General features: G+C 60.8%; 18 protein-coding genes. 11 read left to right on the top strand and 7 right to left on the bottom strand.

What is annotated here, in order from left to right; all coding sequences use genetic code 11:
- Positions 1-193 (bottom strand): NAD-dependent epimerase/dehydratase family protein (locus EN964_RS09775; RefSeq protein ID WP_127276328.1); only part of this gene is annotated, 193 nt, incomplete at its 3' end.
- Positions 190-1,296, bottom strand: coding sequence for an NAD(P)-dependent oxidoreductase (locus EN964_RS09780; RefSeq protein ID WP_127270562.1), 1,107 nt, complete (start codon positions 1,294-1,296; stop codon positions 190-192). The genes EN964_RS09780 and EN964_RS09775, both read right to left, overlap by 4 nt.
- Positions 1,297-1,495: 199 nt before the next feature.
- On the opposite strand from EN964_RS09780, the gene EN964_RS09785 reads away from it, so the two are divergent.
- On the top strand, positions 1,496-1,768 hold the full coding sequence (locus EN964_RS09785) for a hypothetical protein (protein WP_023809470.1): 273 nt from the start codon (positions 1,496-1,498) through the stop codon (positions 1,766-1,768).
- 106 nt (positions 1,769-1,874) lie between these two features.
- On the opposite strand, the gene EN964_RS09790 is transcribed toward EN964_RS09785, so the two are convergent.
- Positions 1,875-2,531, bottom strand: a complete 657-nt coding sequence (locus EN964_RS09790; protein ID WP_127269400.1) for a response regulator — start codon at positions 2,529-2,531, stop codon at positions 1,875-1,877.
- A 271-nt stretch (positions 2,532-2,802) separates the two neighbouring features.
- Here EN964_RS09790 and EN964_RS09795 point away from each other — a divergent pair, with 271 nt between their 5' ends.
- Both EN964_RS09795 and EN964_RS09800 read left to right on the top strand, forming a co-directional pair.
- Entirely contained in the window at positions 2,803-5,913 is a 3,111-nt protein-coding gene (locus EN964_RS09795) for a CheR family methyltransferase (protein WP_127269401.1), read from the top strand.
- Positions 5,910-6,290 (top strand): response regulator, encoded by a 381-nt coding sequence (locus tag EN964_RS09800; RefSeq protein WP_127272254.1) that lies wholly within the window; start codon positions 5,910-5,912, stop codon positions 6,288-6,290. Before EN964_RS09795 ends, EN964_RS09800 begins: the two co-directional genes overlap by 4 nt.
- A gap of 20 nt (positions 6,291-6,310) precedes the next feature.
- Here the strand turns inward: EN964_RS09800 and EN964_RS09805 are convergent, their stop codons facing one another.
- The 3 genes from EN964_RS09805 to EN964_RS09815 all read right to left on the bottom strand — a co-directional run bounded on the left by EN964_RS09805 (position 6,311) and on the right by EN964_RS09815 (position 8,725).
- On the bottom strand, positions 6,311-6,550 hold the full coding sequence (locus tag EN964_RS09805) for a hypothetical protein (protein WP_127272253.1): 240 nt from the start codon (positions 6,548-6,550) through the stop codon (positions 6,311-6,313).
- Between the two features lie 162 nt (positions 6,551-6,712).
- Positions 6,713-7,891, bottom strand: a complete 1,179-nt coding sequence (locus tag EN964_RS09810; RefSeq protein WP_127272252.1) for a zinc-dependent alcohol dehydrogenase — start codon at positions 7,889-7,891, stop codon at positions 6,713-6,715.
- 48 nt (positions 7,892-7,939) lie between these two features.
- Positions 7,940-8,725, bottom strand: a complete 786-nt coding sequence (locus EN964_RS09815; protein ID WP_127268249.1) for an SDR family oxidoreductase — start codon at positions 8,723-8,725, stop codon at positions 7,940-7,942.
- Between the two features lie 362 nt (positions 8,726-9,087).
- On the opposite strand from EN964_RS09815, the gene EN964_RS09820 reads away from it, so the two are divergent.
- From EN964_RS09820 to EN964_RS09855, 8 genes are all read left to right on the top strand, one after another.
- Complete coding sequence (locus EN964_RS09820) at positions 9,088-9,354, top strand: hypothetical protein (protein WP_027036323.1); 267 nt, start codon at positions 9,088-9,090, stop codon at positions 9,352-9,354.
- Entirely contained in the window at positions 9,351-9,569 is a 219-nt protein-coding gene (locus tag EN964_RS09825; protein ID WP_127255009.1) for a hypothetical protein, read from the top strand. The genes EN964_RS09820 and EN964_RS09825 overlap by 4 nt, the downstream gene beginning before the upstream one ends.
- A 4-nt stretch (positions 9,570-9,573) precedes the next feature.
- Positions 9,574-9,792 (top strand): hypothetical protein, encoded by a 219-nt coding sequence (locus tag EN964_RS09830; protein ID WP_013533184.1) that lies wholly within the window; start codon positions 9,574-9,576, stop codon positions 9,790-9,792.
- 83 nt (positions 9,793-9,875) lie between these two features.
- Positions 9,876-10,106, top strand: coding sequence for a hypothetical protein (locus tag EN964_RS09835; RefSeq protein WP_031212583.1), 231 nt, complete (start codon positions 9,876-9,878; stop codon positions 10,104-10,106).
- 157 nt (positions 10,107-10,263) lie between these two features.
- Positions 10,264-10,719, top strand: a complete 456-nt coding sequence (locus EN964_RS09840) for a hypothetical protein (RefSeq protein ID WP_127268250.1) — start codon at positions 10,264-10,266, stop codon at positions 10,717-10,719.
- Positions 10,716-11,936, top strand: coding sequence for an NRAMP family divalent metal transporter (locus tag EN964_RS09845; RefSeq protein WP_127268251.1), 1,221 nt, complete (start codon positions 10,716-10,718; stop codon positions 11,934-11,936). The genes EN964_RS09840 and EN964_RS09845 overlap by 4 nt, the downstream gene beginning before the upstream one ends.
- The gene (locus EN964_RS09850) at positions 11,936-12,283 is read left to right on the top strand and encodes a hypothetical protein (protein WP_127268252.1); all 348 of its coding nucleotides are present in this window, start codon (positions 11,936-11,938) and stop codon (positions 12,281-12,283) included. The genes EN964_RS09845 and EN964_RS09850 overlap by 1 nt, the downstream gene beginning before the upstream one ends.
- A 2-nt stretch (positions 12,284-12,285) precedes the next feature.
- Positions 12,286-12,618: a hypothetical protein gene (locus EN964_RS09855; protein ID WP_127268253.1), complete on the top strand. Its 333-nt coding sequence runs from the start codon at positions 12,286-12,288 to the stop codon at positions 12,616-12,618.
- A gap of 29 nt (positions 12,619-12,647) precedes the next feature.
- Here the strand turns inward: EN964_RS09855 and EN964_RS09860 are convergent, their stop codons facing one another.
- Positions 12,648-12,950: a hypothetical protein gene (locus tag EN964_RS09860; RefSeq protein ID WP_127276330.1), complete on the bottom strand. Its 303-nt coding sequence runs from the start codon at positions 12,948-12,950 to the stop codon at positions 12,648-12,650.
- Between the last annotated feature and the right edge of the window lie 22 nt (positions 12,951-12,972).

Here is a 12,972-nt window from a genome sequence, read left to right on the forward strand (position 1 = left end):
TCTCCACCGTGAGGCGACCGCCGTGTTTTTGCGCCAGCCATTCAAGGTTCTGCTCGACGCCCGGACGGCTGAGATTGTCGATCACCAGTACCGGCTCGCCATCCGACAACAGGCTGTCGGCGAGGTTCGATCCTATGAAGCCGCTGCCGCCGATGATGGCGACCGGCGCGTCGCGTCGATTGCGTGTGTTCATGAGACCAACCCGCGTTCTTCGAGCTCGCGCTTCATGTCGGCGCCGCGGTCGACGGCGGACGTGTTACGCACCCAGGAAACGAACTCGCCGAGCGAATTCTCCAATTGCCGCACCGGCTCGAAACCGAGCAACTCACGGGCCTTGGAAATATCGGCGAAGCAGTTGCGGATATCGCCGGAGCGGGCTTTGCCGAGCAGTTCCGGCGAGCGATTCGGTGTCCCCATGGCCTCGGCCAGCAATCGCGCGACTTCGCTGATCGCATAGGCGCGGCCGCTGCCGATGTTGATGACATGACCCTTTGCCTGGCGTTGCTGCAGAGCAAGGCGAAAGGCGCGGGCGACGTCCTGCACATGGACGAAATCGCGCTTCTGTTCGCCATCCTCGAAGATCATTGGCCGTTGGCCGTTGGCGAGACGCGAAGCGAAGTTGGCCAGCACGCCGGTATAGGGATTCGACAACGCCTGGCCGGCGCCGAAGACATTGAACAGGCGCAGCGCGACCGCATCGATGCCATAGGCCTCGCCGAAGATCAGCACGGCGCGTTCCTGGGCGTATTTTGTCAGCGCATAGATGGAGGCGAGATCGACCGGCTTTTCTTCGTCCGTCGGCAGCGGCGAGAGGGCGTCTCCACCTGGCGACAGCGGGTTCCATTGCCCGCTCCTGATGTCGCTCGCCTTGCGCCGAGCATTGTCGATACGCCGGCCGTCTGGCGTTGCATAGAGCCCTTCGCCATAGACGCTCATCGACGAGGCGACGACGATCCGTTCGACCGGGTGCTTGATCAATGCTTCAAGTAGCGTTGCGGTGCCGAGATCGTTGGCGCCGACATAGCGCGCGATCTCATACATCGATTGCCCGACGCCGACTTCCGCCGCCAGATGAATGACCGCGTCAACGCCATCCAGCGCATTGGCGACCGCCTCCCGGTCTCGGACATCGCCCTTGATCAGCTCGGTCCCGGCGGGAAGCGCGACGGCTTCGCCCGCATGCACCTGCTCCAGCAGCGCATCGAGGATGCGAACCGAATAATCCTGCTCGACGAGTTCCTGTGCGACATGCCGGCCGATGAAGCCGCAGCCTCCTGTAACCAATATGCGTTTCACGACGACTCCTCAGACAAGTAACCTCGGCGCCCCGAACTTTTCGGCAAAAGGTTTGTTCCCTTGCTTCAACAAAGTTCCTTTGGCGGACTTCGTTGGGAGCCGGCATCGCGATCACGGCGCGGTGCTGGAACATTGACGCCCTTGTGCTGTTAGGACGCCCGACAGCCCGCGTGTCCGCCGATGATCAAAGGAGATTTCAATGTCTCAGTCGCAAACGACCACGAACCATGACGAAATTCGCAAATGGGCCGAGGAGCGGGACGGCCGGCCGGCGGTGGTGCGCACCAAAGGCGAGGGCGGTATCCTGCGGATCGACTTCGGCGAGCCCGAGGAAGCATTCGAGCCCATCGAATGGGACGAGTTCTTCCGGATATTCGACGAGAATGATCTGGCCTTTCTGTATCAGGCCAAGACCGGTGAGGGGAAAGCCAGCCGTTTCAACAAATTCGTCGAGCGCAATCAGAAGGGCTGATGACGCAGGCCAAGCGGCCGATCTGTACGGCCAAGTTTTCGAGATGTGGTGAACAATGACGGCCCCGCGGCTTGGCACTTCAGCCTGAGAGGCCTTGGAGGTAAAACTAATGCATCAGTTTTGCGCCGCGGGTTTTCGCCATCTCTCGCATGATGCCGTTGAGCCAGTTTTCAGTGGATTGACCAAGCTGTCTGCGGTCGACATCCCGGATCGCTTGCTCGAGCGTCCTCTCGACGAGCCGATCCGATGCGTCGACGTCTCCCAGCAAAAGGCGCGCCGCAAGTCGCAGTTTGGGCAAAAGCGCGAAGACGTCGTCGGACGGGTCCGGTACGGAGGTCGCCCGTCCCGATGCCTGCGGGGGAAAGAGTGCGTTGAACACGGCCTGGCTGCCCGAGGATTTCCGCAAATTGCTGGCGTAGCGGAGATGATCGGGAATGGCGATGTCGTCATCGCCACTGAAGAACACGAAGGGGACACCCCGGCGCATCAACTCATCGGCGATTGGAAACACGCGTCGGCCATTGAGATTGACGTCGAGAATTGCAGCTTCGGCCGTCCCGGTGTGTTTGGAAGCCTGTTCGACAGTTGCAGCGGGACCAAGGATTATGGCGCCCATATTGCTGAAAAACCGCGCAAGATCTCCCGCCATCGTCCATTCGTCTTCGACTATCAGAATATGCAGCCCCCGCAGGTCGCGCACGTCGTCATCCTTTCTTGGAACGGAGGTTAGAATGCAGCGGATTTGCTTTCCGAATTCTGTCATCCAAGGCCGCCTGCAACCGTTTCGCAAGCGTCAGCATGCGATCCGGGACGGGCCCCGCATGGGAAGCTTCGAGCGATCCAGGCGCTCCTGATACCACCGGCGTCGGGAGTTTTATGTCAGCAGATCGTTTTGCCATTGAACCACCATTGATATCGGGTTCAACGTCATCTCTGACGTCTTGTTCCATCCGTCTTGCGCGCTATATGGTTGTGTCCTGTTCGATCCGGCCTTGAGGAGACTTCATGTCGGGTCGGCGAAAGGGGGACATGCCGTGACTGCCCGATCGACTAGATTTCCCATCGTGGGCATAGGCGCGTCCGCGGGCGGCATTCCCGCGATGGAGGGCCTTTTCAAGGGCGTGACCGGCCAGCCCGGCATGGCGTTCGTCATCATCACGCATCTCAGCCCCAACAGGGAGAGTCTGTTGCATGAGGTTGTCAGCCGCTACACCGAGATGCCTGTTTCGGTGGTCGAGGATGGCACGGTGGTTCAACCTGACCACGTCTATGTGATGCCGCAAAACGTGACATTGGCCATTGAATCGGGGGTGCTGCACCTGCGTCGGCCCAATGGGCTTACCCAGGAGCGCAAGCCCATCGATATCTTCTTCAGCGCACTGGGTGAAGACCAGGGCGAATATGCCGTCGGCGTTATCCTGTCGGGCGGTGATTCCGATGGAACCCTGGGCGCCAAGGCCATCAAGGAGCGGGGCGGGTTTATCGTCGCGCAAGCGCCGGACGGCTACGGGCCGCGCAATCCCGACATGCCGCAGAGCGCTATTGCCAGTGGGCTCGTCGATGTCGCAGTGACTGCCGAGGAGATCGGGGCGAAGCTGGAGGCTTTCGCCCGCGGCTTCGACACGCTGGACGGGTTGGCGGAAGACGATGGCGATGAAACGCCCGACATCGACAAGGTGCGAGAACAAATCTACGCCATTCTGCGCAGCCACTCCGGCCATGACTTCTCGGGCTATAAGACCAAGACGTTCCTGCGCCGCGTGAAGCGACGCATGCAGATCGCCCAGGTCCATTCCATCAGCGGCTATATAGACTGGCTGAAGAAGGATGCTCGCGAGGTGATGAACCTTTTTCGCGATCTGCTGATCAACGTCACCAACTTCTTTCGCGACCCCGATGCCTTCGAGTTGCTCGGGCGAAAGATCATACCGCAGCTGTTCGAGGGCAAGACCGCCAGCGACACCGTCAGGGTCTGGGTTCCGGGATGCGCCACGGGCGAGGAGGTGTTCTCCATCGGCATCCTGCTGCGCGAACACATGGAGACGCTTACGGTCGTTCCGCGCGTCCAGATATTCGCCACCGACATAGACGAGCCGGCGCTGGCGGTGGCGCGGGCGGCACGCTATCCGGAAGCCTTGCTGCAAGGTCTTTCTCCTGAACGCAAGCAGCGGTTTTTCAACGGTGATGGCGAGAGCTATGTCCTCAGCAATGAGGTGCGCGAACTGTGCATCTTCTCGCCGCACAGCGTCATTCGCGATCCACCCTTCTCGCGCATGGATCTGGTCTCCTGCCGCAATCTGCTGATCTATTTCGGCCCGACCATCCAAAATCGCGTCATCCCTGTCTTCCATTATGCGCTGAAGCCCGGCGGATACCTTTTCCTCGGCACCTCCGAAAGCGTCGGGCAGCACGACGATCTGTTCGCCACCGTCGACAAGAAGCATCGCATCTTCCAGGCGCGGGAGCATGCCTCACCGCACATCAGACTGCCGGCCCTGATCGGAGAAAGCCATTCCAGCGTCTTCCCATCCGAAAGTGCCGGCTCGAAGAAGGGACTTGTCGGCTATCCCCTGCGGCAGGCGGTCGAGGCGCAGGTGCTGGAACGGTTCGCGCCGCCGCATGTCCTGGTCAACGCCGAGGGCGATGTCGTCTATTATTCGGCCAGGACCGGCAGATATCTCGAAGCGCCACAAGGGATTCCCAGCCGGCAGTTGCTGACGATGGCAAGGCGTGGGTTGCGGCTGGACCTCCGCGCCGCACTGCGCGAAGCGACGACCACGCGCCGCACAGTGGTGCGGGAAAACCTCACCGTGGAGGAAGACGACGAGCGGGTCCAGCCGATCAGGCTGACGATCGAGCCGCTCGCCGAACGCGGCAATGGCGAGCCGCTCTACCTTGTCCTTTTCGAGCCGTCGGGGCCGACCCAGGCCCGGTCCAACGAAGATGGCGGCAGTCGTGACAGTGACAGCACCGCCGATCTCGAGCGGGAACTGCGCGATACCAGAGAGCGCCTGCAATCGACGATCGAGGAGTACGAGACCGCGCTGGAGGAGGTGAAATCGTCGAACGAGGAACTCGTCTCCGTCAATGAGGAGGCGCAATCCACCAACGAGGAACTCGAAGCCTCGAAGGAAGAGATGCAGTCGCTCAACGAGGAGCTCAACACGATCAATGCCGAGTTGACGGCCAAGATAGAAGAGCTCGACCACGCCAACGGCGATCTGCGCAACCTGTTCGAAAGCACCGACATCGCGACTATTTTCCTCGACCGCAGCCTTGTGGTCCGCACTTTCACGCCGGCGGCGTCATCTTTCTTCAGCCTGCGCCCCTCCGATGTCGGCCGGCCGCTGACGGATCTGTCGAGCCAACTCGACTATCCCGAGTTGAAGCAGCACATCGACAAGGTGTTCGAGACGGGCGAGATCCTGAATCACCATCTGGCACGCGATGCCAGGGGCCTGTTCCACATGGTCCGCATCAATCCCTATCGCGACAAGGGCAACAGGATCCAGGGCGTGGTGGTGACACTTGTCGATGTCACCACGCTGGCACAGGCGGAAGAGCATCAGCAGGTGCTCATCTCGGAACTCAACCACCGGGTCAAGAACATGCTTGCGGTGATCGCCAGCATTGCAAGCCGCACGCGGGAAAGTTCTGATACGAAGGAGGAGTTCGCGGACGCGCTGATCGGTCGCCTGCATGCCATGTCGCGGGCCTACGGCCTGCTGACCCGGGAGAGATGGAAGGAAGCCTCGGTCAGGGAATTGCTCCAGCAGGAGCTCGAACCATTCGGCATCGAGCGGATCGAACTCGATGGCGAGGATGTCAAACTAGGTCCGCAACAGGGGCTTTCCCTGAGTATGGCCATTCATGAACTGGCCACCAACGCGGCCAAATACGGCGCTTTGTCAAAAACCGATGGCAAGGTCAGTGTGCAATGGTCGATCGAGGACGACAGTTTCACATTTGGCTGGCGAGAAAAGGACGGCCCTCTTGTAAAGGCGCCGTTGGACAACGGCTTTGGCCTGACCCTATTGCAGGGAGAAATCGGTTACAGGCTCGGCGGCCACGTCGAAACCGCGTTCCACAAGGACGGCCTCAGCGTCCAGATCGCGTTTCCGGCAAACCACAAGGAGGCGCCGTGAGCGACGACAAGCCGCGCGTTCTGGTGGTCGAGGACGAATGGCTGATCGCCGAAGACATCGCGTCACGCCTGCGTGCGGCGGGTTATCCGGTGATCGGCCCGGTCTCGTCGGCCGCCGCGGCTCGTCAGCTTATCGATGCAGGCAAAGCCGACGTGGCGCTGCTGGACATTCAATTGAACGGCGAAACAAGTCTGCCCGTGGCCGAAACATTGCTGGCTCGCGGCATCCCCTTCGCCTTCATGACCGGATTTGGGCCGCGCGACGTTCCCACACCCTTCCGAAACTGCAAATTCGTGCCGAAGCCGGCAGGCGACGCTGCACTTCTCAACACCCTGGCCGACCTGGCATCGCTTCGTCCCGACAAACACTCGCTGTGATTTCAAGAGGCCGGTTTCGATCAGTCCAGGGGCTTGTCCGTCGGCCGAGGCGTGGTGCTCGCCTGACGCGGCCGCCCGGCGTTGCGATTGGCAACCGGATTGTCCAGCGGCGCGGTCGACGGCCGGGATGTGCCTGCGGTTTTCGGCGTCTCCGGCTTGCCACCGGCATCGGTGCCATTGGCATCCCGCTTTGGGTGCGGCAGACTATCGGCGTTCGGAGACCGGACGCTAGGTTTGGATGTGGAATTCTCATTGGTCATGCAACACCTTCCTTTGCAGCCGGTGGGGCACGGCGGTCTCGCCGCCGTGAATTCTGCAGGTCAACCGCTGCCGCGATCGAAGGTTCCAGATCGCCAACGGGTCCGTTGCGGTTCACGGCAGCGAACTTGCTCAGGGCAGACCTGGTGCGAGAACCCGACGTCTCAGCCATGCGGTCGCATTACCACCTTGATGCAGCCATCCTGCTTGTCACGGAACGTCTTGTAGAGGTCCGGTCCCGCTTCGAGGTCTGCCCGGTGCGTGATCACGAAGGAGGGATCAATGTCGCCCTTCTGCACCATGGCGAGGAGCGGTTCGAGATAGCGTTGCGTGTGCGTCTGACCCATCCGGAAGGTCAGTCCTTTGTTCATGGCGGCGCCGAACGGAATATGATCGACGAGGCCGATATAGACGCCGGGCACCGAGATGGTGCCGCCTTTGCGGCAGGAGTAGATTGCTTCGCGCAATACATGCGGCCTATCGGTGCCGAGATAGACGGCAGCCTTGACCTTGTCGAGCATGGAGTCGGCACTGGCGGCGGGATCCGACTCGGTCCCGACACAGTCTATGCAGCGATCCGGACCGCGGCCATCGGTCATCGCCATCAAAGCGTCGTAGATATCGGAATTGCTGAAGTCGAGCGTCTCGGCCTTGCCGTGCTCGCGAGCCATCGCCAGCCGCTCCGGCACCTTGTCTATGGCAATGACGCGGCCGGCGCCGAGCATCCATGCGCTCTGGATGGCGAACTGACCAACCGGACCGCAACCCCAGATGGCGACGGTTTCGCCTGGCTCGATGCCGGCGTTTTCAGCTGCCATATAGCCGGTTGGAAAGATGTCGGAGAGGAACAGCACCTGTTCGTCGTCCATTCCCTCGGGCACCTTTATCGGACCGACGTCGGCGAAAGGAACGCGCAGATATTCGGCTTGCCCTCCCCAATAGCCGCCCACCAGATGCGAATAGCCGAACAGGCCAGCCGGGGATTGTCCCATCACTTCGGCAGCCTGTTTGGCATTGGGATTGGACCTGTCGCAAAGCGAGAACAGCCCCTTCTGGCAAAACCAGCACTCGCCGCATGAGATGTTGAAAGGCACCACGATGCGGTCGCCCTTTCTGAACTTCGAATGGCCGCTGCCGACTTCCACGACCTCGCCCATCGTCTCGTGTCCGAGCACATCGCCCGATTTCATCGTCGGCATATATCCGTTCATCAGATGCAAGTCCGAGCCGCATATGGCGCAACAGGTGACTTTGATGATGACGTCGCGATCATCCTCGATGGCCGGATCAGCCACCTGGTCGCATCGAATGTCGCCTTTGCCGTGCCATGTGAGCGCTTTCATGATGGTGCTCCTGCTTGGAGATTTTTTGGTTTGCTTGAAGGCCGAAGGTCAGTCTTTGGACGCTGAACCCGGCTCGGCCATCTTGCGATGCTGTTCGGCCAGCGTGCCTGCCGGCGTCACATGCGCTGCGGCGACCTGCAGCTTGTTCTTCCAACCGCTGATGATTTGTTCCTCACCGTCCATCATCGCCTCGTAGCCTGCTTTGGCGACATCGGCGGGATTGTCCTTCTCATCGGTGCCGACCTTGGTATCCATCATTTCGGCGCGTTCGAAGAACCGCGTCTGCGTTGCCCCGGGCATCAGCACGGTGACTGTGACCCCTGTGTCCTGCAACTCATGACGCAGTGCGATCGAGAAGGAATCGATGAATGCCTTGGTGCCGTTGTAGACCGCCTGGAAAGTGCCGGGCATGAAACCAGCGATCGATCCTGTGAAGAGGATGCGGCCTCGGCCGCGGCGTGCCATCCTGGCTCCGAGTTGATGCGCGAGATAGACGGTCCCGGTGATGTTGGTGTCGATGATGCGGCGGATTTTTTTCCAATCCTGATCGACGAAACCACGGCCGAGTCCACGTCCGGCGTTCAGGAACAACAGGTCGACATCGCGATCGCCGATCCCGGCGATCAAACGATCGACACCCTCCTCGGTCGCCAGATCGGCCTCGATGGCTTCGACGGTCACATCATGCGAACCGAGCGCCGCGGCAGCCTGCTGGATCGCGGGCTCGTCGGCGGCTATGATCAGGTGGTAGCCGTCCTTGGCGCACAGTTTGGCGAGTTCCTTGCCGATGCCGCTTGAGGCGCCCGTCACCACGGCCAACTTTTCATTCGTCATCACGTCCTCCGAACTTCGCTTCGGCCGAACCACTGTCGGGGCTGATTGTTCCGTGCGGGATGATGCGCGGCTGTATGCGGGCCGTGACAACGATTTGTCCTTGAGTTCATCCAAGCCATGAACAGCGGCGCGTGGAGAGGTGGAACAACTTAGGTCTACTTAGGTCTACGCGAGTTCGACATCCGTGCAGCGTCGTTGCTCCCCTTGTTTGATGCTGCACGATCGGGTCCCCCTCAGCCTGATCCAGCCCGCGCGTCCCTGCTCGGGAAGCGCGGGCTTTCCCGTGAGTTCGGCTGCCATGTTTTTAAGTTCTGGTGGGAACAATGTACCCGTTTGGCAGTTCGGCGCGCAGGAGGAACAGAATGCAATACGCCGAAGAAATCGCGCTCAGGCGCGTAAAGATGCTGGTCGAACAATATGTCGTCGCCAGGAGCAGGAGATATGATTTCGTCTCGACGGAACTTGCCTGCAAGGCCATTCGCCAGGTCGTACGAAGCCCGATCGAAGACGCCGAACTGGACCATTTGCTGGCTAGAAGCGCGGTCAAACAAGGGCTCTCGGTGCGGTTCGACCGGATAGGTCATTGGCAGGCGGCTTCGCCCGGACTCAGCCAGGAGAAATCAGCATGAGGGCAGTGCTTTTGATGTCGGCGGCATTGCTCGCCTTGGCGGGGTGCAACGACAATGCCGATCCAGCCAAGTCCAAGACGGATACTACGAACAGCCAGCCGGTCGACAAGAATCCCACGACGGACACCAACCCAACACCGCAGACCAGCACCGGCGGCGACCAGCAAGGTACGCAGCCAACCCAGCCGGCATCTCCCAAGCCAAGTGGTGGCTAGGCCTATGGAGCGACGCAACGCAATAATCTCGCTGGTGATAGCGGCGGTCATCATTGTTGGTTTCGTCGTGGGCTTTTTCTACGTCGATATGGGCTGGCAGACCTCGCCGCTGAAACGCGCGCCGGAGCAGAACCAGGGCGGCAATGCCCCCGCGGATACCGCCCCGGCTGCCGGCGTCCAGAAAAATCCTAGGGAAAACACGGAAATGCCGGGGCAGCAGTGATCGACGGCCGGCAGCAACAGGCGAGGCGACGTCGCGGTGACGGTGCCGAAGTGAGTTCGATACAGCACGGATCTGGAGTGTGGATGATGGGCATCCTTTCCGACCTCGACAAGAAACTGACGGACAATATGTACGAGCATGGCAGCGAATTCACCGATGCGGTTTCGGATCTGCCCGAAGCAGTCGTTGAAGCGGTCGAACGGCTGATGTTTTTCATCCAGCCCGACGCGCGCGACACAGTCAGAACTCAGGTTCTCGGCCTCATTCACGAATACAGAATCCAAGACGCTCCGAACGGGGATCGCCCCGCCTGACCTTCAGCTTACGCTGATGCGGCAATTGAAACCGATCGGGACCTGGCTCGCCGCCGCGTGCTCCGGATCGGCGGGCGCGGTCGTTGACGGACCCGACGAGTGCTCTAGATCAGATTTACGCCGGCCACGGTTTTGTTGGGTCGGGGGAGACTATTCGGTGGCGCACGAGACGCCTGATTTGATCGTTAGACGCCGCTATCTCAGGCTCGAGTGCTTGTGCTTGCTGTTGATGATGTTGTCGGCATGCTCATCTTCCGATCAGATCGAGCAGCAATCACGAACAGCGGCCTCCGCATCGCAGACTGTATTGATGGCGCTGGACGCCTGGGCGGCAGGGGCGGCGCCGACCGCATACACGGCGGGTACGCTGCAATCGATCGGCAAGACGCTTGCCGATGCCGGGGAGCAAATCCGGTCCGCCGAAACCAGTGAACCCGCCGAGCAAGCTTCGCTGACGAAGGCAGTCAACGATTTGTCGGTCGCGGTGGCGCGTGCAGAGGCCGGATTGCAGGCGGGCGACCGGCCGGAAGTCCAAGATGCGCAACAGGATATACGGCTGGCGTCGCGTTCGCTCGCTACCGCCTACGCCAAATACTTCGCGCCAAAGCCATGAAGAAGCTCATGGAAATATCCCTCGGCGTCGTCACCAGCGTCGGCGGCTTCCTCGAAGTTGGGTCCATGGCGACAGCGGCGCAGGCAGGCGCGATGTTTGGCTTCCAGTTGATCTGGGCGGTGGTGCTCGGCACCATCTGCATCATCTTCCTTGTCGAAATGTCCGGCCGGTTCGCGGCCGTGAGCCATCACACGATCTCCGACGGCATCCGCGAGAGATTCGGCTTCAACGTCTTTCTATGGCCGTTGCTTGCCGCCCTGCTGGTCAATTTCCTGGTGCTGTCCGCCGAGATCGGCGGCGTCGCCATTGCACTCGAATTTGCCACCGGCATAGGCTTCCAGTGGTGGGCACTGCCGGTGGCTTTGCTGGCGTGGCTGCTGCTTTGGAAAGGCACGTTCGGCTTCATCGAGAAGGGCGTATCTATTCTCGGTCTGGTGACGCTGTGTTTCGTCGTCGGAGCGGTGATGCTGAGACCCGATTGGACGGCAGTCGCAAGGGGCGCCGTGCCTTCGCTGCCGGTCCACGATGCCGCCAATTACTGGTTCATGGCGGTCAGCATTCTCGGCGCCTCGATATCGCCCTACCTCTTCATGTTCTATTCCTCGGGGGCCATCGAGGACCGGTGGGACAAAAGCTATCTCGGAGCCAACCGGGCCATAGCGGGGTTGGGCATGACTTTCGGGGGGACCATCTCGATCGGCGTGTTGATCGTGGCCGCTCTCGTGCTCGCCACGCATGGCGTCACCCAAGTGGATGACTATCACCAGTTGCCGTTGATGCTGATACCTATATTCGGCTTCTGGGGCTTCGTGCTGTTTGTTGCCTCCCTCGCCATTGCCTGCTTCGGCGCCGCACTAGAGGTCGGGTTGCAACAGGCCTATCTTGTGGCCCAGGGTTTCGGCTGGAATTGGGGCGAGGATCGCAAGCCGCGCGACGATCCGGGTTTCAGCGCCACCTACACGATATCATTGCTTTTGGCGGCTATTCCCATCGCGCTTGGTCTCGATCCGCTGAGGCTCACCATCTTCTCCATGGCGCTGACGGCAGCCAGCCTGCCGCTGACGGTCGTCCCATTTCTGTTTCTGCTGAACGACAAACGTTATGTCGGCGAGCATCGCAATGGCATTTTGTCGAATGCCGCCGTCATCTTCATCATCGCGCTCGGCTTCGTACTGGCGGTGGTGACCATCCCGCTGCAGATATTCGGAGGCACATGATGAAGTTGCTGCGTGATCTCCTCGACAAGCAGGTGGTCGACCGCGAGCAGATCAAGATCGGCAAGGTCGACGGGCTGGTGGCGGAGTTACGGCCTGGCAAGCCGCCTCGGATCATTGCCATCGAGCTCGGCTCCATCACCCTGGCACGTCGCCTCGGCGCACGGCCTGGGCGGTGGATGGCGCGGCTCGCGGTCAAGCAGCATGGCGAGCCCCATCGGATCGCCTGGCACAAGGTAAAAGATATCGGCATCGATATCGAGTTCGACATCGATGTGCGAGAAACGTCGATCTTCGCCTGGCAGGACTGGTTGCGCGACCATGTCATCGGGCGCATTCCGGGAGCTTGATGATGACCACCGTCAATCTTGAGCATCTGGCTGGGCGACGCGTACTCTCGCAGCGCGGCAAGAATGTCGGCTATATCGAGGAGATCCACGCCGAACGGGATGGTGACGATTTCGTCGTCACCGAAATCCATGTCGGGGTCTACGCCGCTTTCGAGCGCCTCTCGGCCTCGGCCATAGGCGTGGCAGTGCTGGATCTTTTCCGATTGCGCCGCCGCGGCGGTCTATATCGCATCCCTTGGAACAAGCTCGACATTTCCGATCCCGCGCGACCGCGGCTGCTGTGCCCAATGACCGAACTCTCGGGCATGAAGGGCGCACCAGACCTCCAGGAATAGGTCGTGGTGCCGCATCGTCGGGATCATTCTCAGCGCAGCATGCCTGCCGTCAGGAAAACCACGGCTGCTATCAAAACGACAGCTGCAATTACCAACACCGGCCAGTTGCCGCCGGGCCGCAGTTCCGGCTCGCCTTCGACCGGGCGCATGGCATTGGCAAAGCTGGCATCGTTTTCGAATTTTGGGCGAGTGCGCGGCGGACTTGTCCCAGCGACCGAATTTTGCGTGTCCGCGGCCTCGGCGTCTGTCTCAAGCGGGGCAATGGCGGGATCGAACCCCGGCGTTTTGTCCTGCGTTGCTCCTGCCTGAACTTCGCTTCTGGCCGCGGACACGCAAAATTCGGTCGCTGGGACA

It is taken from the genome of Mesorhizobium sp. M7A.F.Ca.CA.001.10.2.1, assembly GCF_003998575.1.
Lineage (GTDB): Bacteria > Pseudomonadota > Alphaproteobacteria > Rhizobiales > Rhizobiaceae > Mesorhizobium.

What these genes read in the sequence shown, in the direction of transcription:
- EN964_RS09785 (WP_023809470.1), top strand. Translation starts at nt 1,496, where the DNA reads ATGTCTCAGTCGCAAACGACCACGAACCATGACGAAATTCGCAAATGG.
- EN964_RS09790 (WP_127269400.1), bottom strand. Translation starts at nt 2,531, where the DNA reads ATGACAGAATTCGGAAAGCAAATCCGCTGCATTCTAACCTCCGTTCCA.
- EN964_RS09805 (WP_127272253.1), bottom strand. Translation starts at nt 6,550, where the DNA reads ATGACCAATGAGAATTCCACATCCAAACCTAGCGTCCGGTCTCCGAAC.
- EN964_RS09810 (WP_127272252.1), bottom strand. Translation starts at nt 7,891, where the DNA reads ATGAAAGCGCTCACATGGCACGGCAAAGGCGACATTCGATGCGACCAG.
- EN964_RS09815 (WP_127268249.1), bottom strand. Translation starts at nt 8,725, where the DNA reads ATGACGAATGAAAAGTTGGCCGTGGTGACGGGCGCCTCAAGCGGCATC.
- EN964_RS09820 (WP_027036323.1), top strand. Translation starts at nt 9,088, where the DNA reads ATGCAATACGCCGAAGAAATCGCGCTCAGGCGCGTAAAGATGCTGGTC.
- EN964_RS09825 (WP_127255009.1), top strand. Translation starts at nt 9,351, where the DNA reads ATGAGGGCAGTGCTTTTGATGTCGGCGGCATTGCTCGCCTTGGCGGGG.
- EN964_RS09830 (WP_013533184.1), top strand. Translation starts at nt 9,574, where the DNA reads ATGGAGCGACGCAACGCAATAATCTCGCTGGTGATAGCGGCGGTCATC.
- EN964_RS09835 (WP_031212583.1), top strand. Translation starts at nt 9,876, where the DNA reads ATGATGGGCATCCTTTCCGACCTCGACAAGAAACTGACGGACAATATG.
- EN964_RS09845 (WP_127268251.1), top strand. Translation starts at nt 10,716, where the DNA reads ATGAAGAAGCTCATGGAAATATCCCTCGGCGTCGTCACCAGCGTCGGC.
- EN964_RS09850 (WP_127268252.1), top strand. Translation starts at nt 11,936, where the DNA reads ATGAAGTTGCTGCGTGATCTCCTCGACAAGCAGGTGGTCGACCGCGAG.
- EN964_RS09855 (WP_127268253.1), top strand. Translation starts at nt 12,286, where the DNA reads ATGACCACCGTCAATCTTGAGCATCTGGCTGGGCGACGCGTACTCTCG.